Annotated in this window: 25 protein-coding genes; 10 read left to right on the forward strand and 15 right to left on the reverse strand. The window is 45.0% G+C overall.

The genetic code is table 11. From position 1 onward, the window contains the following. Positions 1 to 10: 10 nt before the first annotated feature. Positions 11 to 1,051: a sensor domain-containing diguanylate cyclase gene (locus J4N42_RS16350; RefSeq protein ID WP_252033504.1), complete on the reverse strand. Its 1,041-nt coding sequence runs from the start codon at positions 1,049 to 1,051 to the stop codon at positions 11 to 13. Positions 1,052 to 1,227: 176 nt separating this feature from the next. Between J4N42_RS16350 and J4N42_RS16355 the strand changes: the two genes are divergently transcribed. Then, positions 1,228 to 1,509 carry a hypothetical protein gene (locus J4N42_RS16355; RefSeq protein ID WP_252033506.1) on the forward strand — a complete coding sequence of 94 codons (282 nt, stop codon included), beginning with the start codon at positions 1,228 to 1,230 and terminating at the stop codon, positions 1,507 to 1,509. Between the two features lie 77 nt (positions 1,510 to 1,586). After that, entirely contained in the window at positions 1,587 to 2,369 is a 783-nt protein-coding gene (locus tag J4N42_RS16360; protein WP_503035359.1) for a substrate-binding periplasmic protein, read from the forward strand. Positions 2,370 to 2,687: 318 nt separating this feature from the next. Here the strand turns inward: J4N42_RS16360 and J4N42_RS16365 are convergent, their stop codons facing one another. From J4N42_RS16365 to norR, 5 genes are all read right to left on the reverse strand, one after another. Next, on the reverse strand, positions 2,688 to 3,245 hold the full coding sequence (locus J4N42_RS16365; protein ID WP_252033508.1) for an MSHA operon transcriptional regulator: 558 nt from the start codon (positions 3,243 to 3,245) through the stop codon (positions 2,688 to 2,690). Positions 3,246 to 3,750: 505 nt separating this feature from the next. After that, the gene (locus J4N42_RS16370; RefSeq protein ID WP_252033510.1) at positions 3,751 to 4,674 is read right to left on the reverse strand and encodes a DMT family transporter; all 924 of its coding nucleotides are present in this window, start codon (positions 4,672 to 4,674) and stop codon (positions 3,751 to 3,753) included. A gap of 281 nt (positions 4,675 to 4,955) precedes the next feature. Continuing rightward, a complete protein-coding gene (locus J4N42_RS16375) occupies positions 4,956 to 6,311 on the reverse strand; it encodes an MATE family efflux transporter (protein WP_252033512.1) in 1,356 nt (451 codons plus the stop codon). A gap of 92 nt (positions 6,312 to 6,403) precedes the next feature. Beyond that, the gene (locus tag J4N42_RS16380; RefSeq protein ID WP_252033513.1) at positions 6,404 to 6,766 is read right to left on the reverse strand and encodes a glutaredoxin family protein; all 363 of its coding nucleotides are present in this window, start codon (positions 6,764 to 6,766) and stop codon (positions 6,404 to 6,406) included. Positions 6,767 to 6,867: 101 nt separating this feature from the next. Beyond that, positions 6,868 to 8,451, reverse strand: a complete 1,584-nt coding sequence (gene norR, locus J4N42_RS16385) for a nitric oxide reductase transcriptional regulator NorR (protein ID WP_252033515.1) — start codon at positions 8,449 to 8,451, stop codon at positions 6,868 to 6,870. 227 nt (positions 8,452 to 8,678) lie between these two features. Here norR and hmpA point away from each other — a divergent pair, with 227 nt between their 5' ends. Next, on the forward strand, positions 8,679 to 9,857 hold the full coding sequence (gene hmpA / locus J4N42_RS16390; protein WP_252033518.1) for an NO-inducible flavohemoprotein: 1,179 nt from the start codon (positions 8,679 to 8,681) through the stop codon (positions 9,855 to 9,857). Positions 9,858 to 9,931: 74 nt separating this feature from the next. On the opposite strand, the gene J4N42_RS16395 is transcribed toward hmpA, so the two are convergent. The 3 genes from J4N42_RS16395 to J4N42_RS16405 all read right to left on the reverse strand — a co-directional run bounded on the left by J4N42_RS16395 (position 9,932) and on the right by J4N42_RS16405 (position 11,335). Then, positions 9,932 to 10,519, reverse strand: coding sequence for a hypothetical protein (locus tag J4N42_RS16395; protein ID WP_252033520.1), 588 nt, complete (start codon positions 10,517 to 10,519; stop codon positions 9,932 to 9,934). Next, complete coding sequence (locus tag J4N42_RS16400; RefSeq protein ID WP_252033522.1) at positions 10,516 to 11,052, reverse strand: YaeQ family protein; 537 nt, start codon at positions 11,050 to 11,052, stop codon at positions 10,516 to 10,518. Before J4N42_RS16400 ends, J4N42_RS16395 begins: the two co-directional genes overlap by 4 nt. Positions 11,053 to 11,125: 73 nt before the next feature. Beyond that, complete coding sequence (locus J4N42_RS16405; RefSeq protein WP_047047292.1) at positions 11,126 to 11,335, reverse strand: cold-shock protein; 210 nt, start codon at positions 11,333 to 11,335, stop codon at positions 11,126 to 11,128. Between the two features lie 370 nt (positions 11,336 to 11,705). Between J4N42_RS16405 and J4N42_RS16410 the strand changes: the two genes are divergently transcribed. After that, the gene (locus J4N42_RS16410) at positions 11,706 to 11,921 is read left to right on the forward strand and encodes an alternative ribosome-rescue factor A (RefSeq protein WP_252034177.1); all 216 of its coding nucleotides are present in this window, start codon (positions 11,706 to 11,708) and stop codon (positions 11,919 to 11,921) included. A gap of 46 nt (positions 11,922 to 11,967) precedes the next feature. Here the strand turns inward: J4N42_RS16410 and J4N42_RS16415 are convergent, their stop codons facing one another. Beyond that, positions 11,968 to 13,131 (reverse strand): threonine/serine exporter family protein, encoded by a 1,164-nt coding sequence (locus J4N42_RS16415; protein WP_252033524.1) that lies wholly within the window; start codon positions 13,129 to 13,131, stop codon positions 11,968 to 11,970. Positions 13,132 to 13,614: 483 nt separating this feature from the next. Here J4N42_RS16415 and J4N42_RS16420 point away from each other — a divergent pair, with 483 nt between their 5' ends. From J4N42_RS16420 to J4N42_RS16445, 6 genes are all read left to right on the forward strand, one after another. Next, entirely contained in the window at positions 13,615 to 13,971 is a 357-nt protein-coding gene (locus tag J4N42_RS16420) for an NADH:ubiquinone oxidoreductase (protein WP_252033525.1), read from the forward strand. Positions 13,972 to 14,158: 187 nt separating this feature from the next. Next, a complete protein-coding gene (locus tag J4N42_RS16425) occupies positions 14,159 to 15,328 on the forward strand; it encodes a D-alanyl-D-alanine carboxypeptidase family protein (protein WP_252033526.1) in 1,170 nt (389 codons plus the stop codon). Between the two features lie 143 nt (positions 15,329 to 15,471). Then, positions 15,472 to 16,074: a 2OG-Fe(II) oxygenase gene (locus J4N42_RS16430; RefSeq protein ID WP_252033527.1), complete on the forward strand. Its 603-nt coding sequence runs from the start codon at positions 15,472 to 15,474 to the stop codon at positions 16,072 to 16,074. Between the two features lie 244 nt (positions 16,075 to 16,318). Continuing rightward, positions 16,319 to 16,669, forward strand: a complete 351-nt coding sequence (locus J4N42_RS16435) for a helix-turn-helix domain-containing protein (protein ID WP_252033528.1) — start codon at positions 16,319 to 16,321, stop codon at positions 16,667 to 16,669. Between the two features lie 125 nt (positions 16,670 to 16,794). After that, on the forward strand, positions 16,795 to 17,010 hold the full coding sequence (locus J4N42_RS16440) for a DUF3820 family protein (RefSeq protein ID WP_049844907.1): 216 nt from the start codon (positions 16,795 to 16,797) through the stop codon (positions 17,008 to 17,010). Positions 17,011 to 17,053: 43 nt separating this feature from the next. After that, entirely contained in the window at positions 17,054 to 17,296 is a 243-nt protein-coding gene (locus tag J4N42_RS16445) for a hypothetical protein (RefSeq protein ID WP_252033529.1), read from the forward strand. Positions 17,297 to 17,468: 172 nt separating this feature from the next. Here J4N42_RS16445 and J4N42_RS16450 read toward each other — a convergent pair whose 3' ends face one another. The 5 genes from J4N42_RS16450 to J4N42_RS16470 form a co-directional block, all read right to left on the reverse strand. After that, on the reverse strand, positions 17,469 to 19,253 hold the full coding sequence (locus tag J4N42_RS16450) for an Lnb N-terminal periplasmic domain-containing protein (RefSeq protein WP_252033532.1): 1,785 nt from the start codon (positions 19,251 to 19,253) through the stop codon (positions 17,469 to 17,471). 71 nt (positions 19,254 to 19,324) lie between these two features. After that, positions 19,325 to 19,810 (reverse strand): DUF3015 family protein, encoded by a 486-nt coding sequence (locus tag J4N42_RS16455; protein ID WP_252033534.1) that lies wholly within the window; start codon positions 19,808 to 19,810, stop codon positions 19,325 to 19,327. Between the two features lie 141 nt (positions 19,811 to 19,951). Further along, a complete protein-coding gene (locus J4N42_RS16460) occupies positions 19,952 to 21,094 on the reverse strand; it encodes an MFS transporter (RefSeq protein ID WP_252033536.1) in 1,143 nt (380 codons plus the stop codon). Between the two features lie 45 nt (positions 21,095 to 21,139). After that, positions 21,140 to 21,871, reverse strand: a complete 732-nt coding sequence (locus J4N42_RS16465; protein ID WP_252033538.1) for a GTPase — start codon at positions 21,869 to 21,871, stop codon at positions 21,140 to 21,142. A gap of 76 nt (positions 21,872 to 21,947) precedes the next feature. Continuing rightward, the gene (locus J4N42_RS16470) at positions 21,948 to 22,091 is read right to left on the reverse strand and encodes a hypothetical protein (RefSeq protein ID WP_252033540.1); all 144 of its coding nucleotides are present in this window, start codon (positions 22,089 to 22,091) and stop codon (positions 21,948 to 21,950) included. Positions 22,092 to 22,231 lie beyond the last annotated feature (140 nt).

A 22,231-nucleotide genomic window follows, 5' to 3' on the forward strand; every position in this document is an offset into this window, starting at 1 on the left:
AAACTGCTAATCAGGCTTTCAGTTCAAGAAACACACGGTTACGGCCACGCCTTTTCGCAGTGTAAAGTGCGTGGTCAGCACGGCTCATTAAATCACGGAAACACACGTCGCTTGGATGAGGAATGGCGATACCAAAGCTTGCGGTACAGTGCACTTGGTGGTTGTCTATGTGTGTAGGAGTACACTCTATGGCTGCACGTAGTTTTTCTGCTAAGACAACGGCTGCTTCTTCACTGGTATTTCTCAATAGTAGGGCAAACTCTTCACCACCGATTCGGGCAAACAAGTCATCATGGCGTATCTGCGCGCGAATGATTTGAGCAATAGACACTAATACTTCGTCGCCAACTAGGTGGCCATATTGGTCATTGATTGATTTGAACCTGTCTAGATCCAACATGAGTAGCGCGTGCTCACCATCGTGATAGCGAGAATGCTGTCCAAATTGTTGCGTTGCTTCTGAAAATGCTCGTCGGTTGAGTATCGCAGTGAGCGGGTCGATGTCAGCCAAGGTTCTCATCGCATCAACTTCTCTCTGGACTCGGATTTGAGAGGCGATCCAATGTGCAATAGTGGTTAACGTTTGTACGTCCGATTGGTTGTAACGGTGTTTGTTTTCATGAGCGATATTCACCGTACCATAGCAAGTCCCATCGCTGACAAGAGGAGCATCGATACAGGAATGTAGCCCGCCAGACGAGAGCCATTGGCAGTCGAGTAGATCGACCGAAGACATATCGTCGCATTTGAGAGTCGTATGCTGCGTAAAAGCTTGTCCAACTAAAGTGTGTTGGATCGGCACTGGTTGATCAGCAGGAATGGCGTCATTCCCCTTTAAACTGTAGATATGAAGGAACTCGTCCTGTTGAGCTAAGGCGATGCTGCAACGATGCGCCTGAAACAGCTTACACATCCATAGCGACGTGCAGTTGAGGATTTGATCAAGCGATTTAGACTGCGCCAGCGCCTCAAGAAACGCTAGTGGTACTTTTCCCTCTGAAGTCGACGTGAATGAAGTCAGAGGTGAATGCGAATCAACTTTACCGTCCATCGTAGCCTCTCACTATTGTTGATTGATATATTAATAAACCTAGACCTAGTTTACCAATTTCTGAAATGTCACTTGTGAGATTTGTAATTTGGATAACAATATTCCCCACAAGGGGTAGGGCTAATGCATCAAACTGCTTATATAATCACCCGCCTTTTTTCACTATCAACTATGTTATGAACCCAAAACTAGATAGAACCAGTGCGATGCGCCTGATCATAGAACAGGTTAAAACGGAGCTTCCTTTATATGAGGAAGATACGTTTGTGTGCGGGCCTGAAGGGAGCTGTATTGGTTGCCCTAAAAAGCTGTTAGAACTGGTTGATTCAGAGTTGTCTTACTGGGAAGCAGCAATGAATCGAGGAGTCATTCCAAACTTTGATGAAATACGTCGATTTGGCAAGTTGTGCACCAATGTTAGGCGTGGTTTAGTAAGAAACAATATTATTGCACGTTGATTCGCCACATCGCCTAGACGCTGATAATTTCATCAACTAGTTTAATAGTAGTGAGTGAAGTGTTGATTGAGGTGCGTATGGTTTGCTTTCGGTTTATCCAATTAGCCTTGCTCTTCGCCGCGCTAAATCTTTCAATCATGCCACTAACGGCTCAAGCTCAATCGTTGAGCTCTTTAGACTTCTATACCGAAAATTACCCACCGGCCAACTTTGAAGTCGAAGGCAAAGTTACAGGATACGCGGTAGATATCCTCGTCGCCGCTTCAAAAGCGGTAGGACAAGAAGTCCAACTCAATCAAATCAAGCCTTTACCTTGGGCGAGATCGTACCGTGCAACGCTAACCAAGCCCAACGCAGTGTTGTTCTCGACAACTCGCACAGAGCATCGTGAGGAACTATTTCGTTGGGTTGGTCCAATTGCTGATATCAAGGTTGTGGTGCTAGCACGTAAAGATGCTGCTGTTCAAATCGAAACCCCACTTGATATGGCGAATTACAAAATTGGTGTGATTCGTGATGATATCGGCGAACAGTCTTTGCTGGCACTAGGTCTACCAAGAGATTCGATGCAAGAGGCATCATACGTTACTACGCTCGCAGAGCAGTTAATGAAGGAGCGGATCGATTTGCTGGCGTATGCGGAAAGAGCGGCTTATTGGTGGGCTAAACAGGCCGGAATTGACTCTCAGGAGTTTGAACCTGTTTATGTACTGAAAGAAGGCTACATCTATTACGCGTTCAACAAAAACATTCCTCAAGAAACTCTAGATGACCTGCAGCGCGGCATTGATATCATCAAAGCACGCCAAAACGCTGATGGCATTACTGAATACCAAGCCATTCTTAACAAGTATCGCTAGATATCGCCTTAGCTAGGGTCTGTTGATCTTTCGCGGTTAAATTTTGTTCGAGATAAAATCGTTTTAGGCGAGGCGAAGACTGTGTAGTCTAGCATTCTAAGCAAATAGTCTTCAACGAAGTATAAAACGATTTTAACGGGGGCGCCTAGCTCGAACCCTTTGGGCAGCCTTTGTGGTTCATTTCTACTGCGTTATTGGCTTCTCATGTAGGCTAGCTACACGTCAAAGCCTCTGCCTTGTATCAATTTCCCACAAAGTGCTGCAAAAATCAGCTCGAAAGATCAACAGACCCTAATTACCTCATCTAAGGCGTAGTGGTTATTTCCTGTTTATATCGGCTCGTTTTACGTAAAACGGGTCGCTGAACTTCTTCTGCGAACCTAGCTCCGATACCACCAATCGATTCCATAGCGCTTTATCGAACTGAGGCTTAGGAATAGAAGGGTAGAGAGTTTCTAGCTCTTCGGTTGCGTAGCGAAGAAATTCTTTCAGCTTGATTTGGTTATACTTTTTTGCCACACGATTATGTTTTTGGATCCATTCCTTCTTGAATGCGATCAGGGCCGGCTCTGCTTGTTCAAGTGGGGTCGTAGATAGATAAAGTCTCTTGTATGCGACTTTGCGGTCTAACATCGTACGTAATGCCGTTTGAATATAGCGGCCGTGGTGCGTAACAGAAATATCTTCATAGCGGAATGGTGTGATGAACCATCCCGTAGGCTTAAGAGCTTTGGTTTTGTATTGCTTGTTTCTTGATTGCAGCGCTTGGTGAAGAACAAGATCAGACGTTCCACGCAGAGTTTGCTGCCATTTGCCAATACGAATTTGTATTGACCCGGGTAAGCGATAAATATTTGTAAACTTGTCTTGGTCCATTTGCTTATTACACAGTGCTATCAATACCTAGATGAACGGGTGGTGTTCAACTGGGTAAGTTTATTAAGTAATGGCAACCACCTAGCTATGCGCAGGTGATGTTGGCTGAGTTTTAATTATTTGTCTTAGTGCCATCAGGTTTAGCATCCACCTATATGGCAGGCTGCAAGCAACGGATAAGACACCATCGCCCATAAGCAGCGGCACATTCTACTCTCATACTAAGTCTGCATTCCAGTGTATTCAGTGAAGTGGCTATCAAAATACTAATAAACTCATCAACAGAGCTAGAGCTAAATGAAAGCGGCTCTCTGTACTGTTTAATATAGCATTATCACTAAATAGTCATGGAAGCTCGGGGTTACTCTAGCACCTTAAGCGTAAGATAACTGCTACCTAATTGTAAGAACACTGCAATATCTCACTCGAATACTGAAACAAATCATGGTTTAAGAGCTAAGTGGAGAAGAAGCGACGAATGTCGCCGCTTCCTCGCCGTCTTGAATTATTTGGAACGATTGATTTGATAGACGGAAAACACCACTAGCGCCATTCCTATCAAGTGGAACCAAGTGAACGCTTCGCCAAGTATGGTCACGGCGGCTACTGCGGTAATTGAGGGCCCGATGTTGCTTGATAAACTAAGCTCTGTCGGGCTGATTCGTGCCATGGCCGCTGCTATCAAATACGAAGGGATCACGGTACAGAACAAGCCAAGTAACGCACCAATGGCGATCAGTTCGATACTCCATGAAGCGATATCGGCATTGGAAAAAGCCAAGTGGATTAGAATGGCTACTCCAGCGCTACCCATGCCAATACTGGTAAATAGCGGACTGCCTAGTTTGGCGATTAAAGGCTTACTCCATACCAAGTAGAACGCGAAAGCAATGGCCGATAGAATCGCTAATCCGCTGCCGTATAAGACATCTTCACCAAGGCTCGTTAAATCGTGAGCTACAACAAACGCAATGCCGACATAACCGATGATCGTTGCCGACACGACTTTCCGATTTGGCTTTTGTTTGCACAACATCCAACTGATGAGTACCACAAACGTAGGGAATAGAAAGATTAGCAATCGCTCCAACTGCGCCGAGATGTACTCTAGCGCCACGATGTCGAGGTATGTCGCGAAGAAGTAACCTAAGATACCCACCGCGACTGCCAGCAATCCATGCTGCCGGACATTCTGACGGTTTTCGCTTGAGCGACACATGTGCACCAGAATATACAAGTAAAAAGGCAGGGAGGTTAGAGCTCTTAACGCCATAATAGACGTAACATCACCACCATATTGATAGGCAACTTTTACCAGTACGGGTTTGATGGAAAACAGTAAAGTGCCGGCTAGAGCCAGTAAAACGCCAATACGATAGGCGCTGGATTTGGATTGAGAAGAGTTTTCTATACTGGGGTTTTCATTCATCGTTTCGCATCCTTAGAAAGAGTGAGCTACGAAGTGATGAAGATTGAAACATTGCTGGCTACATCACTCGTAGCCAGGCACAGGGTCACCTACCGGACTACAGGCATAGTTAGGAGGAGCCAGAGGTAAGTAACAGTGAAGTTCATATCATTTCCTTGTGGTGAATTTTCAACCTACGCGAAATTATCAGCCCTTGCAAGAGGTTAAAATGATCCTATGGATTTAGGTGGCTCAATTTCTAAGCTAGATATAAGCGGCATTGAGCCGCCGATATGTCTTTATTACTTAGCGACCGTTTCGATTCGTAACTCTAACTTAGACAGCGTTTGACGGTAGAGCATCCAAGCGGTAAAGCCTGCGAGTATATTTCCGATTAACGAACCAATAAACAGCCCATTGATGCCCCCTAGTTGAGCTCCAATCCATAGACAAGGAAGGAAAAACGCGAAAAGTCTCAATGCTGAGATAGTCAGGGCGGTGTATGCCTTACCGAGGGCATTAGAAACCGAAACCATCAACATACAAATACCTAGTGGGCCTAAGCTAATAGGGACAATCAGTAAATGCCAATGCAGAATCGTTTCTACGGATTCTTCGCTCGTCATTAACGAGGCTAATGGTGAAGCTGCCACGAACGTAATTAGCGCGACAACCACTTGGAAACCCAGAATGAATCGACAAGCAATGCTGACCAATTGACGAATGTCTGCGTAGTTTTTTGATCCAAGTAGCCTGCCAACCATGGGTGGCATAGACATAGTGAGTGCCAGTACCGACACAATTGCAAAAAACTCGAAGCGGGAGCCTAGCGCCCATGCCGCGACTGCTGCAGTCCCAAACCCTGCTAAAAGTTTGGTCGCCAGCATAGATGAAATAGGGGGGAGTAGCTGACTAATCATTGCTGGGCCCATGATGTTGCCAATTTCTTTTAAGCTTTTGGCAATATTCAAGTCATTCCAGTCAAACGACATCCAGTGTTTTTTGAGGATTTTGGGTGCTACAACTAAAGAACCGATAGAGAAGGCAAGTATGGTTGCAACTGCCGCGCCCTCAATGCCCATATCAAAATAGAAGATGAAGATAGGATCGAAAATCAAATTGAGTAGGCTAGTCACCATCATCATAGTGCCAGGAAGCATGGTGTTACCGTTAGCTCGACATACGCTGTAGAAGAAGTACAGCAAAGCCCCGACCCATGCACTGATTAGCCAGACAATCCAGTAGCTGTCGATAATCGGGTAAACACTCTCTGGGGCGCTGAGCAGTTGAAGAATGGGTACTCGAATGAGATACAGCAGGACGGAAAACGCAGCAATACCCACACTGCCAATAAACACGACCAACCCGCCAAGCTGCTTAGCATAGCGAACTTGCTGAGCGCCCAGTGCTCTAGAAATAATTGCTGTCGTCGCAATACCAAGACCGACTTGCAGACCGATAATGATCATTTGTAGGGGCAGGGTGAAACCTTGAGCCGCGAGAGGAAGCACGCCAAGTTGACCTATGAATGCACTATCGACGAGCTGAAAGCTCATCAGGGATAAAACGCCAAACAGCATCGGCCATGTCATGGTAAAGAGCTGACGGCCTAAAGAAGGTGCTTCACGGTGTGTATCAGACTTGTGTGTATTGGGCATAGGTAGCTTCATTGCTGATGATGAAAAAAAACAGCTAAGGAATTATCCTTAGCTGCTCAAGTATTGTAGGCCTTTATTGTAGACCATCGTTCTTACGCTGCAAACTCTTGTTCGAGGTAAGCGACGATGTCTGAGGATTCGTACATCCACTCGACTTGGCCGTCTTTCTCGATTCGCAAGCACGGCACTTTTACTCGGCCGCCACCTGCTTCAAGCTCGCTACGGTGAGTCGTGTCGTTTTTCGCATCTCTAAGCTCAATCTTCACTGATTGACGCTTCATTGCGCGACGTACCTTTACACAAAAGGGACATGCTTCAAATTGGTATAGCGCCATAGTGGCAGCCTTTTGGTCAACGTCCTTTTGAGCTTCTTGTGAACGTTTAACCCCTTTAGGCGAAAACACAAAATTTAGTAGCAAAATAATGCGGCCTAAAAACCAGCGGACAAACTTCATAATCATCCTTTAATAAGTAATTTAACAATTTAACCGCCGCATTGTATCAGCGATGTTAACAGGACTAAACCTTGTAAAAAGTAGGTGTAATTTGAGCTCTATTAAAGTGAAATTTTATGTTCTTTGGTGACAGTGATCCCTAGGCGCTTGGCAAGGCGCGTGAGGTTAGCGCGGTCGGTTTTCAATAGTCGCCCGGCTTTCGCCCAATTAAAATCCGCATTGGTTAGAGCATGTGTGATCAACTGACGCTGATAGTCTTCGGTTGCTTGCCTTAATCCTTGAGAAAGGTCGAGCGTCGCTTCTGGTTGTGAAGCCTGAACTTGAGCTGACGACTCTAACGGAGCGTTATCGAGCAGGCCAATATCATCTACCGATACGGTAATGACAGAACGGTTGTGAATACGTGCACGCGCTTTCAACGCTGCACGGTTAATTACATGCTCTAGCTCCCGAACGTTACCCGGCCAGTTGTAACGGGTGACATGAACTAATGCTTCGCGGCCAAGCTTTAGTTGAACGATACCTAGCTTTCTTCTCGCCACTTCTAAGAAATAGCCAGACAGCAGCGCAATGTCACCTTCACGGTCACGCAGTGGTGGAACGGAAACCGGGTAGACGCTGAGGCGATGATACAAGTCAGCTCGGAATCGCCCTTCGGCGACTTCGTGTTTCAAGTCACGGTTAGTCGCAGCTAAAACACGCACATTAATTGTTTCGACCTTATCTTGCCCGACAGGTTGAATCTCGTTGTTTTGCAATGCGCGAAGGATCTTACTCTGTGCGGCAAGTGGAAGTTCACCTATCTCATCCAAGAACAGTGTACCGCCATCGGCTAGGGCAAACTTACCTAAACGGTTTTTATCTGCACCGGTGAAGGCGCCTTTGATGTGACCGAACAGCTCACTCTCGACTAAGTTTTCTGGGATAGCGGCACAGTTCACGTAAACAAGAGGTTGCTTCTTACGTGAAGACTTGTGGTGCAGAGTACGAGCAACCAGTTCTTTACCCACACCAGTTTCACCGTGAATCAGAATGTTGAAATCCGATGGAGCGACGACGTCGATATCCGCTTTCATCAATGTCATTGCTGGGCTGGAGCCGATAATTTCACCGCCATCTCTTTCCCATGCTTCTTCATTTAGCTCTTCAAGGCGTTGCTGGCTCTGTTTCGCTTGTTGTTCGAGCTGTGAAAAGGTCAGAGCCATTTTCAGCGTCGATGCTGCAATCGCAGATAGCACATCGAGGTTACGGTGGGGAATAGAGTCAAAAACTTGCGGTGTTAGGCTATCTAACGTGAGTATGCCAAGCAGGGTGTCACCAAATATGAGTGGTAAGCCCATGCAAGCATGCATTGGCAGGTCGCCATCGTGATCGAGTAGCAACCCATCGAATGGATCAGGCAAATCGCTATCGGCATCAAAAATCACTGGGGTTTTAGAGTCACAGATCTGTGAAAACCTAGGATGCTCTTGAATGATGAAGCGCCTTCCTAATGTGTCTCGGGTTAACCCTTGCATCGCGAGAGGCGTTAACGTATCACCTTGCTTAGACATCAATGCCACACAGTCACATTGGATGGTTTTTCTTATCGCATCGAGAAGTTTATGAAAGCGATCTTGGTCGTTAAGACCACTGGCGAGCCCGATGGTCATTTCAACTAGAGTAGAAGCAGAGATGTCTTGCATGCTATTTCCAAAGAAAAGGGATGATTGGATAGTATAGTGTCAAAGTGACTCAAAATAAAGGAGTCATTACGACACGAAATGTGCCGTAAACTTGTTTAAAATCAAGGAAACACGATGTTTTCTATGTTGGCACGCAATCTGCTCTATAGGAATTGAATAAGAGCAAGCCTTAGCTTGCCTATGAGCCAGTCTATTGCCAAATAAATCCTGATGGGGAGAGTTTATACATGCTCAACAATCAACATATTGAAGTCGTAAAAAGTACTATTCCACTATTAGAAAGCGCAGGTCCAGCGTTAACTAAGCATTTCTATCAACGTATGTTCAGCCACAACCCAGAGCTGAAAGACATCTTCAATATGACTCACCAGCACACCGGTCGACAAGGTGTTGCACTATTTGAAGCCATTGCAGCTTATGCAAAGCACATTGAAAATCTAGCAGCACTTACCAGTGCTGTAGAACGTATTGCTCATAAACATACCAGTTTCAACATTCAGCCAGAACATTATCAAATTGTAGGCTTGCACCTGATTGAAACACTTCGCGAGCTAGCGGGAGAAGCTTTTACTCCAGAAGTAGAAGAGGCATGGACCGCAGCTTACTTGTTCCTAGCTCAAGTCTTTATTGATCGTGAGGGCGAACTTTACCTGCAAAGAAAGCAAGCAATTGGTGGCTGGGAAAACAGCCGCGAGTTTGTGGTTTCTGAGAAGAAACAAGAATCTGAGTTGGTATGTAGCTTTGTACTTACGCCTAAAGATGGCGGAAACGTTCTTAGCTACCAAGCTGGCCAGTACATTGGTATTGAAGTGAAGCCATCAAAAGCTGAATACAATGAGATTCGCCAGTACTCTTTATCGCAAAAATCAAACGGACAGAACTACCGTATCTCAGTAAAACGAGAAGGTTACGGCAGCGATTACGAAGGCATTGTGTCGAACCACTTGCATGACAACGTTCAAGAAGGTGATACGGTTCAGCTTTACGCACCGGCCGGTGATTTTTACTACACAGAAAAGCATCAGCCAGTTGTGCTGATTTCAGCGGGTGTCGGCGCAACACCAATGCAAGCGATGCTGCAAACACTGTCTGAATCGAAAAAGTCAGACGTGACTTACCTTCATGCTTGCAACAGCAAGCTGCAGCACTCATTCATCGATGAAACAAGTACTCTTGTTGCGGGTAACGATTGGAAACAGCACACTTGGTACTTAGAGGGGGATGCGGATCATCAGGGACAAATGGATCTGTCGAAAGTTAACGAACAGCTACCATTGACAGAGGGCGATTTCTATATCTGTGGTCCAGTCGGTTTCATGGATGCTATTGTTAAGCAGCTTGATTCGTTAAACGTAAGCCGAGATCGCATCCACTACGAGGTGTTTGGTCCTCACGCGAATCTATAACTCGTCCTTAAATGAAAAACAGAGAAGCATCGCTTCTCTGTTTTTGTATTGCTTAGCCGATTGAGGACTAACCTCTAGTCCTGACCGTTTATCCAATACGAAAGTTTTTGCCAAAAAGATGGCTTACTCGGTTCACCGAATACGTCTTTGCCTGCATAAAAGCTTTCCATGTACGCTACTCGTGTAGCTTGTACATCGGTAGCAGGTGTGAAGTACAGCCTGTTAAGCAATTCGGCGGTGTTCTGGGCGTGATCATTAGCCAAGCTGTAATCCATATTCATACAACCCTGAACGTACAACCAAGCATGGGTGATAACATCAAGCTGGATACAGTCGGGTAACCCAAACTTATTGCTGTGTTCTTCACCTACCGATTGGGCAATCGCTTCACGCATAGCCACCACGGAGTCTGCGTGTTGGCTGAGTTTGGCGGTGATTTCAATATGGCTTTTGGTCAACAAACCTAACAAGTGGTGGTTTGTGCTGCTCTCTGGTTTCGCTTTGAGTACATGCTGAAACAGCGCATCATGCTCAACGCACCATTGCTGCCACTCTTGATCGCGTTCAGCTAGGCGTCCCACGGTCGGCAGGCCTAATTGCTCGCAGTACTTGGCAAGTGTACCAACCATATCGGTTTGCTCACTAGAGGTGGGTGCTGTCATGCGCTTTGTAGCTCTTCCCAAACTACTTCGACAGAACCTTGAGCTGCATCGACGAACAATGACGTACCAGTAACCATGACAGACAACTCCATACTACGTTCAACCATATCACCTAACTGTTCAACCGCTTCAGCATCGAATCGAACCACATCAGCTTTGTACTGACCAATCTTGCCTTGGTTTTGAGACCACCAAACGTTCGACTTGGTATTGAAACTGTACACTTTTACTTGCTTAGCAAGGCGAGACGATTTCTTGATGCGCTCGGGATCCGGCTCACCCACATCAATCCATAATTGGATTTGATCATCGAGAGATTTTAACCAGATATCCGGTTCTTCAATGGTCGATAAACCTTTCGTAAACTGGAGTGACTCTTGTGCATTAAGGCAGAAGGCAAGAATACGAGCCATCATGCGTTGGTTGTTCTCTGAAGGGTGCTGAGCAATGGTCAGATTCAGTGAATCGTAGTAGTCACGATTCATGTCCGTTAATGCGATGCGGAACTTAAAAATGGTGGGTTTTAATGCCATGGAAACTTCTTATGATTTTGACAAAAAAATAGCCAGCGTTTGCTGGCTATTTTTTAGAAACTGTAAGTACAAATTATAGTACTTTGATGCTCTCAGCTTGAGGGCCTTTTTGACCTTGAGATACTACGAACTCAACTTTTTGGCCTTCAACTAGAGTACGGAAACCGTCACCAGTGATTGCAGAGAAGTGTGCGAATACGTCTGGGCCGTTTTCTTGTTGAATGAAACCGAAACCTTTAGTTTCGTTGAACCATTTTACTGTACCAGTAACTGTGTTAGACATAATAAATATCCTAGTTAATTTGTTGTGCCGAATTCGGCGCGGATAGCGTGGAAAAGTAGATTGCTATTGCGTACGGACACAACGTGGAAGTTACGAGTAATTCAACGAAATGTATTGTATACATAGAACTGCTTTCTTGCTGAAGATGAGTGTAGAGTAATTCGCTCCTAAGTCAACGAATACTCGACTCAAACCTCGGAACTTTCTACATTTTCAGTCAGTTTTATGCGCAAGGTTTCATTTTTACCGTCTGCTAACAGAGATTAATATTAATGAAACAGATTGCACTTAGGCGCAATGGGGTTGATCCGCCTGATATTTCACATATTATTGGGCTCGGAATCACATCATCAACGAAAATGAGGCAATGATGAATTACAAAAAGCACGCCCCGATAGAAGAGGGGGGCTGCCCGGTATCGAGTGAGCTAGAACTCGGTCGAGGGCAGATTAAAGACAACGCGTTAAAGGCGCTGGTTACCAGCAAAGTATTCAAAAGTAGAGTTGAGAAAGCGAAGAAAGGAAAAGGGAGTTACAGTAGAAAAGAGAAACATAGAGGCAAAGAGCCCTATTCAAAAGCCGCATAGCTATCACTTAGCAGATTGCACGCTACTTTCGAATAGGGCTTTTCTTTTATCTTTCTATCTTCGGCGAGTAGATTGAATAGGCGGTGATTTGCCCTGCGACGATGGCTGAGAACATAAACAACGCCGAAAGGCCGATACTCGGGATCGGTAAAATAGACTGCTCAAACACTGACTGACTTGCACTCACCAGCACTCGGCTACCAGGAACAAGAATGATGATGCCTTGCAGGATGTAGATGGCACCGGTGAGCTCCATTTTCTTCGCCACCCAAGTGCCATATAACGTAATCAATACCGTGGTGATCCAAGTACCGACTATCCAGCCACTTTCAAAGCCTAGATAAAACGGCCCCCACATACCCAACACCGCAACCGGCAGCCCCAATAAAATATCGGTCGGGCGCGCGTTAAAGATGATACCGATGGAAATAGACAGCAAAAATAGGCCGAAAATATGCAGCCAAGTCGGTACGGCATTCATATAGGTGGTATCGGGCGCTGCGCCCCAAAATGCTTCACCTATATTGAGGCCAATCACAATCCCTACAAACAGCTTAATCAAGGTTAAAGCACTTTGCCCTAGTAAGCTGGTTCCGGAAACCAGATCATTAAAGGCCAGACATTCCAGCGAGTTTGCTATCGAAAGGCCGGGCACAAACAAAATGATGGCTGCAATACAGAGTGTCCAAACCGGAACTGGCAACCCCGTGCTGGCGATAAATGCGACTAAAATCCCCGTTACTAGTGCAGAAAGAAATTCCACAGCAATACTTCTACGCGCTTTGCACACCAATTGACACAACCACACCATAAAGCCTAATAGCGCGGCAAACGCGACGGCTTCTAGCGTGCTGCCAACTAGCATTAAGTACGCTGGTGGAATGCCCATATTTGCCAGCGCAACCACCCATTTGGGGTAACCCACAGGTTCGGGTACCGGCTCGCTGCTTGGTTGATTGATGCGAATAATAGTGTTCGCCAACAAACTTAGGTTGATAGAAGCAGGTTTGAGACGCTTCATGACAACGGCATTGTTGTCGTCTGGGAACTGGTAGTTGATGGTGGTCGGTGTGGCTTGAATCATCACATCGACGCCGTGTTTTTGCGCGTAGTGCTGAGTGTATTTTTCGACTTTATATGGAGCACATCCACTTCGGTGAAGGGTGTCTCCGATCTCCACGATTTTATTGATTCTGTATTGTGAAGGCATGGTGTTAGCAGCGTGAATTTGAAAGTGGCGTAAAGGTATCAGAGCACTATCAAATTAAACAGAAGAACATGTTGGTAAAGTGCCAGTGCTCACGCAATCGATTTAATCTGTTTAAAGCATGCTCACCCCCACTCGGAAAACGAGGCCAACCCTTTTAGAAGTTGTGATCCAAATGTATCAGATAATTCCTACGACGAATGAATTGGCTCACATTTTCACCAAAATCATAAAATATTTTTCAGGTTAATAGTTTGTTACAAAAGTTTGTGTTTTGACATATATAACTCAGAAGTACTCCGGCTGGCCTAAATGTATTCGATTTCAATTGTTAACCTTTATGTTACATAGTTTCCCTGGGTAGGATATGAACAAAAATTGTTTAATTTTTGAGCTTGAAATTATGCCAAAAATAGCGAAAATAAGTGGAAAATGAGTTTGCAAAAATGAAAGGAAGCTTTTCTTAGTTTAAAGCGAGGCATACAAATGAAATTATTTCTAATTTTTATGGCATCTATCTCGGCTGGCGTAGCATCAGGTGAGCACCTCCATTCTTTCATGCTAGGCCTTTCTATTTCAGCATTAGCAGTGGGTAGCTGTTACTGGTTTGCATTCCGTAGCACTCGTTTCCCTCAGTTAGCAGTATTCCTACTATTGTGTGGCATGCTGTCTAAACTAACCGTAACGGTAGTAGGCGTGATGTGGGGCGTATCGGCAGACCTAATGACATCGCCACTCACATTTGCACTCTCTTACTTGTTCTTCTCGATTGCGCTGACTTATCTATGGTTCAGCTATAAAGATGCAATCACCGCAAGACCAAAGTGGTTAGCTGCTAAGTAATTCCAAGAGGCCAGTATCAAATACTGGCCTTTTTTGTATCCATTCCTCATTCGAATATCTCTTCTCAAATACTTTTTAACGCCAATAATGTAACGAATTTCGAATTATCGTAAAGGTTGGTAAAGTCCTGATTTACAAGTGGCGTATTTGGCTATACTCACAACACATCTATTTATTTGGCTTTGTTATGAGAAAAATGGCTATTCGTTTCTTTAGTTCTGTACTTGTTAGTTCTCTTATTGCTCCTCTTGCTTTGGCCGCGCCAACTATCGTTCCAGATCCACCGGTTCTAGGTGCTAAAGGTTATATCCTTATCGACTACAACACGGGGCAAGTGTTGGTCGAGAAGAACGCTCATCAAAAGCTTAATCCAGCCAGCTTAACTAAGTTAATGACCGCTTATGTCGCAGGGCAGGAAATCCGTAGTGGGAATATCTCGATCGACGATCAAGTGGTCATCAGTGAAAACGCTTGGGCTAAGAAATTCCCAGATTCTTCAAAGATGTTTATCGAAGTGGGCACCAGCGTTAGCATGAGCGACCTGTACCGAGGGCTCATTGTGCAGTCGGGCAACGACGCCAGTGTGGCGATTGCTGAGCACGTAGCAGGCTCTCAAGACTCATTCGTGGCATTGATGAACTCATGGGCACAAAGACTAGGGTTAGACAATACTGCTTTTACTAACCCACATGGTTTGGATAGCGATGGTCTTTATTCAACGCCTTACGATATCGCTAAACTAGGGCAAGCCATTATCCGTGATTTACCTGATATCTACCCGCTGTATAGCGAGCGTTCATTCAAATACAACGGCATTACACAGTACAACCGCAATGGTTTATTGCGTGACCGCAGCATGAATGTTGATGGAATGAAAACAGGCTTCACTAGTGGAGCAGGCTACAGCTTAGCAAGCTCTGCGACCAACGGTGACATGCGTTTAATCTCGGTAGTAATGGGCTCTAACAGCACTAAGAGTCGCGAGAGCGAAAGCAAACAGCTACTAAGTTATGGCTTTAGATTCTTCGATACCGTGTCACCAAATGACGCTAATGAAGAAATCGCGACACCACGCGTATGGATGGGTAAAGAGGACCAAGTGTCAGTGGGTTTAGCGGAAGACATTTTCATTACGTTGCCGAAAGGGCAAATCCGCAATCTTAGTGCAAACATCGAAGTACCTGCAGAGTTAACAGCACCTATTGCTCAAAATGAAGTGATCGGCACGGTAGTCTACTCACTAAATGGAAAAACAGTGGCTGAAGCCGAACTGGTTGCGCTGGAAGACGTTGAAGAAGGTAGCTTATTTAAAAAGGCGTTGGATTGGTTTAAGCGCTTAATTGCGAGCTTCTTTTAAGGTCAACACGCACTAGTAACAAGAATTGAAACAAGGCCGCTCAACAGAGCGGCTTTTTTGATTTATCGATACGACAAAAAAGCTGAGTTGCGAGTGAGTTGGCTTAGGTCTAAAACGCCTGTTTTTGATCTAGGTAGATAACCATGCAACAAATGATTCAGGCTTTATCCAAGGACGGTTACTACATTTGGGATGATTTCCTCACCGCGCAACAGGTCGCAGCGTTACGCGATTGCATTCCAGAAAACTGGAAGAAAGCGCGCATAGGGCGAAGCGATGAAGCCGTGCGTGAAGCCACTCGTCGTAGTGATAAAATACAGTGGCTAAGCCCGACAATGGGGGAGCCAGTACAAACCTTTCTCAGTAAGATGGAAGCGATCCGTTTGGAAGCCAACAGGCATTTCTTTCTCGGCTTGTTCGAGTATGAAGCGCACTTTGCCAAATACGAGCAAGGCGATTTCTACGAGAAACACTTAGATTGCTTTCAAGGTAATGAGAACCGACGCTTAACCACCGTTTTTTATATGAATGAAAGCTGGCAACAAGAAGACGCCGGTGAGCTAGTGGTTTACGATCTCGATGACAACGAAGTTGCGCGTATTCCTCCTGAGTCAGGCCGCTTGTTTGTCTTCTTCTCTGAGCAGTTCCCGCATGAGGTTTTACCGACCAACGCTGAGCGCTTCAGCATTGCAGGCTGGTTCCGCATTAATGGCGTGAAAGATAACCTATTGGACATCGCCAACTGAGTGAGTCGCTTGGGCGAAAATGAAAGGGGCGGCCGCACAGGTCGGCCCTAATGCAGTGTTTATGTTCAGGCATAAACAGACACACTTTCTTACCTCGATAGCTTTCTTGTAACTCCTGATAATTGAGATTTCTCTCATCGATTAGTGGGGGAAACCTTGAAGTAAAATTCACCTAAGACTGACAAGGAAGGTCAGGATCTTGCCAAAATTTACCACAATCCAATTATATAAAAGAGTAATAGCAGTGGAATTCAATCAGCAGGATCGCGATGCACTATACGACATATGGATGTCTCAAAAAGCGAAGATGCGTTTAACGCAGATGGAAGTCGCCAAGCGACTAGGTTTAACCCAGCTCGACTTCTCCAATCTCCTACGTGGCGACGCCGCCCTTTCAATGACGTTTATCAGTCAGTTTTGCCGTCAGCTTCATGTTGATCCAAAATTGGTCATCCCATCACTCAAGCAAGATGCTCAGGACGTACCTAAAGTGGTGTACCTTGAAAGCCGTATGAGTGTCGATGGCGATATCCAACGTGCGTACATTGAAGGTAACCAAGTCGTTGTAGAGTACGCTCATACTGTTTCCCACTAGCCTTACAATGAGCCAGAGCTGAAGAATGACTCGCAGCTTTGGCTTATCATTTTCCTCGCCCCATTTCTTCTACCCATCGCGCTTCAGTGATAACCTAGCGACCAAACGTAATGATGGACGCTGAAATGCTCGAAAAAGAAAACCTAATAAAGCTGGCAAGAATGCAGATGCCATTTGGCAAATACGCAGGTCGCGTATTGATCGATTTACCTGAAGAGTATTTGTTGTGGTTTGATAAGAAAGGGTTCCCAAGCGGCGAACTAGGTGACTTACTGAAACTCTGCCTTGCTCTAAAAATCGAAGGGCTTGATAGTGTGGTTAAGCCGTTAAAACGCATGTAAGCTGCCATAAAAACCTATCCCATTATTAATAAAAAGACTCACTATGAATTTTGATATCAATGCACTCAAGCACCACCAATTAGTCGAAGATGGTCAGTTAGAGGGCTGTTACATTCATCAGCCAGCACAAGGCAGCCAACAAGATGACAAAGCGGTTTTGGCAGAACGCCAAGCGCTGGAAAAGATGGGCTTTAAGGTCGTACAGGTTAAAGCGAAAGGTGGGACCACAACGTTTGCCGAGGCGATGCAAAAGTTTGCGAAGAAGACGGGGCACCAGCCGAAGTAATCAAAGACGGCAACCGACCGTTTAGATTAACCGAAATAGCGAATTTCGCTAAGTACGGATGAATATCGGTGCTGACAAATTTAGAGAGTTTGTGCTTCCAAAAACGTTGTTGCTATCGGAAGAGCTAGGGGGTAATCCGATAATATGTCCGTTAAGTGACAGGTTGGGTCCCTTAAAAGTATCGGTTGTAATAAATTCCTACCAACTCGTCATAGCTTTTCTCGATACTTATACGGATATCAGCTTTGTTGCTAATGTGAAAGCGGGAGTCCCCATAGACGGTGTAGTTCCAGCCACTCCCATTCAAACTTAGTGAAGGCACTACTCTAAGGTGTGTTTTCCAGCGAGCTGGCCAGTTATAAAAGACCCCAATTGGGAGCTGAAGCGTTGAGTCATCAAGGTAGGCGAAATCGGCCTGACCACCGATCATAGAGTAGGCTGAAAGGCTATTGGAACGGCGTGTAGCCAAGCCCAAATAGCCTTTGAAATATGGGCGGTAACACTCATCCTCATCGCACTTGCTATGTTCAATTGAGAGATTCAATTGCCATGCAAAGCGATCATTCTCAAACAAGGCCACATCATTGGTGTTGAGTGAAGCAACATTAAGGAAATCGAGTGTTTTGAGACGCAGTTTGTCATCGGTGATATGTAGCTCAGTATCCATAACCGTAAGAGCTGAATCTTTTAGTCGTGCTGTATCGATTGACAAAAAGTCATAATAAGCGCCATAACCCCTTATGCTGATGTACCCGCCATAATCGTTGCTATAACCGGTACCGATACCAAGGTTAATGGGTAGTTGAGCCAAATGTGGAGGGTCGGCTTTACGCTTCGGCCAGTCCACACTAAAGCTGCCTAACTGTAGTCTCGCCAGTAGCAATTTCCGCTTTTGTTCTTTGTAGTTGTTCTCGGGTTCGTTGTTTGTGACTAATAATAATTCTGTGTATTCGGTTAACACATCTAGAACTTTCGCCTTTTCATATTCAGAAAAGTCACCGGACCGCATAAACGGCTCCAGTTTTGAAAGCTCTTCGGCTATTGAGAGTGCTTGCTGTTTCTCTGCATCACTGAGGGCAAGGTACTTATTTTGAATGCGGCTATATTTCGATTGACGTTGATTGACCTTTTTAACCAAAGGTTGACCATGATGCTGAACGTCTGGGATTGCATGGAATATATCAATGGGCATGTCCCATGGCTGAAGCCCGGTATCGAGGGGTTGTTCCAAAACAATATTCAAAATGTCTTTAAACGCAGTAGAGCAGTTATCGCTTAGGAAGTAATAGCTGAAATCGACATTCTGTAACTCAAACAGATGCGCCTGTATCAACGCCACTTCTTGTTTGGTTAGGCTAAGTTCATATTCCCATAGTTCCCGCTGCTCATTCTCTGCATAATTCCCAGTATGAAGATAGTAAGTGGCAGTGGTGTAAGTGGCGGTGTAGCCACCAAAGATACCATACAGAACATATTTAACCGGATTGTCGTCAGGATGTGCGTTCGCTCCGAAGTTAATACCCGTATCAAGTAATTCGATATCTGTTTCGTTGTCTCCCAGGCGGTTAAATTTCATCATCAGGTGACCAAAAAAAGAGGCTGGGTTTCCAAGATATCCGGTGACATAAACAAGACTGACCGACTCAGTTTTGCTGTGCTGAATCCATTGCTGATAGTCTTCGCAATCCTGTAAAGACAGCGCTAAATCAGAGCCAAAGTTGTCTTTAACCCAGATGTATCGAGCAGGGTAGCGGCAATGCGCCATTGAAGATGGCAAAGTAAATGCGCTAAGAGTAGCAATCAACTCTGCTTCTGCATTAAAGCTGCCGTTTTCGGAAAGGAAAAATTCAGGGCTGGAAATGGTGCTGCTGCCGTTTTTAAAATGCAGCAGTTTGGACCATTGATTAATCTGTTTTTCACTAAGTGAGGATGACCCAGAAGCAGGCCAAGAAGACAAAAGCGCTACAAAGAGCGATATGCCCAAACAGGACGATACGACACATCGTATCAATTGGTTGTTAATGCGGACTAAGACACCGAGCACTGCTGTGAAGCATGTTTTGCTACAATACGGTAATAACGGTCAGCCTTCTCATGATGAGGCATTTCAGCGTAATTATCATTTGCCAGCACTTTTGCAAAATCACTTCGAATTCCTTGACGTACTATCTGCTGCTGTTCTTGCCCGCATTCAAGGATGTTCAGCATCGCAAGCATATGTTCACCTTCTCCCTGTACCGTCTCTTGTTCCAGCTCTGGGTAAGTTCTGTCGATAAATTGTGCGGCCGCATAAAATGGGCCGGAGCATGCTCCAGGGGTGGAGTAATAAGAGATTGACGCGGTAGTACCCAAGTCCCATGTTACGTTGGTGGTCACGGCGAGCCAGCCGTTCGCATAGCCGTTGGCAACCCAGTGCCCTAAACCACATCCCTTATAGATACCATCTAGAGAAGCGTTGGCGTTTGGTAGATAAGCAAAAGTCATTAAAAGCAAAGCAAAGATTTTGTTTTTCAAAATAAAGCCCCTTATTCAAACTTTTGGAGCGGAGCAAATTAATAGTCCACCGCGCTCTTTAAACTTTAGAACTAAATGAGGAAAAGTAAAAAGAAACGGATGTTTGGCGAGTTACAAGAATGCGGCAGCCTGTCACTTGTACTACTGCTTCTGTAACTCCTCAAATCCATTAATTCGTTGATGCCATTTCGTTCCGATGGTCAGCGAGACCAATAGGCTTGTTAACGCAATCAAGGATCCTGTCAAAAATACCCACTGATACCCAGACATCCAGATGATCCCCAGCAAAAATGGTAGGAACACAGCGGCAACATGGTTGATTGTGAATGACAAACTTGCCGTTGAAGCCACTTCATCTTCCCTGATGGTTTTCTTAAAGTAGGTATTTAAGGCTATCGCAAAGCTAAAAATGATACTGTCGATAACGTATAGCGCGGCGGCCGCGTAATGATCATCTACAAATGCGTAAGATAGGAACACCAACACTAGTGCAGTGTACTCAATGATCAAAGCCCGCCGCTCTCCAATGCGATCGATAAAGCGCCCAACATAAGGTAGAGCCACCGTGGTCGCTAAGCTGGATATCATAAACAAAGCGGCCATCATGGGGATCGTGTAGCCAAACTTAGTGACCATCAGCAAACCAGCGAATGCGACAAATATTTGTCTTCTTGCTCCGCTCAAAAATGTCAGAATGTAGTATGTCGTGTACTCGCGTCGCACAATCAGTTTGGTGTGTTGCTTAACCTCTGTGTGAGTATCTCTAAAGGTAATCAAATAGACTGCCAGCGCGAAACATATCGCTCCACAGGTAAAGAATATGGCTCTATCGGAAACATCAAAAAGATAGCTCGCGACCATTATGCCAAGAAAAGTCACCATCGAGAAAAATGAGGCAGCAGAACGAATCTTCCCCATTGATTCACTGAAATCTTCAGTCGCTAGCAACTGTGTTGAAAGTGATTTGTTTACCGCTTCTAGGTAATGGAAACCAATCGACATAATCGTGGTGCTGAAATAGAAACCATAAATCGAAGGTAGGTATCCCGTGACCGCAACGCCCAGTCCTAATGTTGCAACCGACAATACCGCAACTCTTTGCTCTGAGGCGATGAACAACAAAAACAATACGGTGAATGAGAGTAAACCAGGGATTTCCCTAACACTCTGCAAGATACCCACGTCAGCGCCCGTCATGCCGACCGTATCGACGGCAAAGTTGTTCATAACAACGCGCCACCCAGTATTCGCTATCACCGATGCAATAGCGATAATCACCAACATTGCGAATGAACTCCGCGATGTTAAAGTTCGAAGCCAGTGCATCATTTAAGCCGCCGATTCCAATAGAAAATCTTGAATACGATCACGCATAAATAGAGCCATCGAAGAAAGATCGTCCCAAGTTTCCTTATTCGTGTGGGTGATACACTCTATGAACACTTTGCTTAGATGTGGCTCAACATGTAGCCAGCGGCTGACATATTGCGCGGTGTAACATACATGCTGCATTTCATCTTCTAAGATTTTTTGAATCGTTGGACGCATTTGTTTCATGTAATCATCGTTAGACTCGTCAATGATCGCCAAATGCAGCACCAGTAACCGCCATGATCGTATTTCAATCGAGTGAACCCGAAACAGGAATGTCTTTAGCTCATCATCAAAGTTCATGACTTTGTCTAGCTCAATCTGAACTTCATGTTCATGCGTTTCTGTCTCGTAACCAGTTAAAGGGATAAGGCTGGCAAACAGCGTAGAATGATTCATTTCATCGTTATAATGACGCAACATACGTTGCCTCAACTCATCATCGGCATATCGCTCAGCAATCATTCGTAATCTTGCTGCACCTTTAGCTTCATCTATCGCATTGTGCAAAAGGTAGTAAGCCATCATCTTCTTGTTTTGAAAAATAGTCCTAGCTAAACCATTCATCATCTCGGAAGTGAATGACAAATCAGAGACTAAGTACTTCTCGATGCAATCTTTGTACTCTTTAGAAAGACTCACACCTTTAGTATCAAATAAGTCATAGAGGCTGCTTTGTATATTGTTCATAGACTATTCCTTTACTCAGCTGATATTTTCAACAAGACACCCGATTGAGTGTCTTATTGAACGGGGGAGCAGCGTGTTAGCGAGATGCCTTTTTGTGCTGTTCAGACGGGACAGGGTTCGATTCAAATGCGGCATTTGAACGTACTAATCTTGGAGGTTGGTCAGAGATATTTTGCTTCTTAAGCTTTAGTGACAAAGCTGTGCGTAGTTTTCCGTTCATGTTCAGATCCTCTTTAAATAAAATTGTGCTCAGTGCTTGGTTGCGATATGCAACTCAAATCAAGAACACGAAGATAATACGCACGGTTAATAGTTTGTTACATGATCGTTTTTGGAATGTTATTTCTTGAGGTTGGTGAG

Origin of the sequence: Vibrio sp. SCSIO 43135, from assembly GCF_023716665.1 — a bacterium.
Taxonomy (GTDB): domain Bacteria; phylum Pseudomonadota; class Gammaproteobacteria; order Enterobacterales; family Vibrionaceae; genus Vibrio; species Vibrio paucivorans.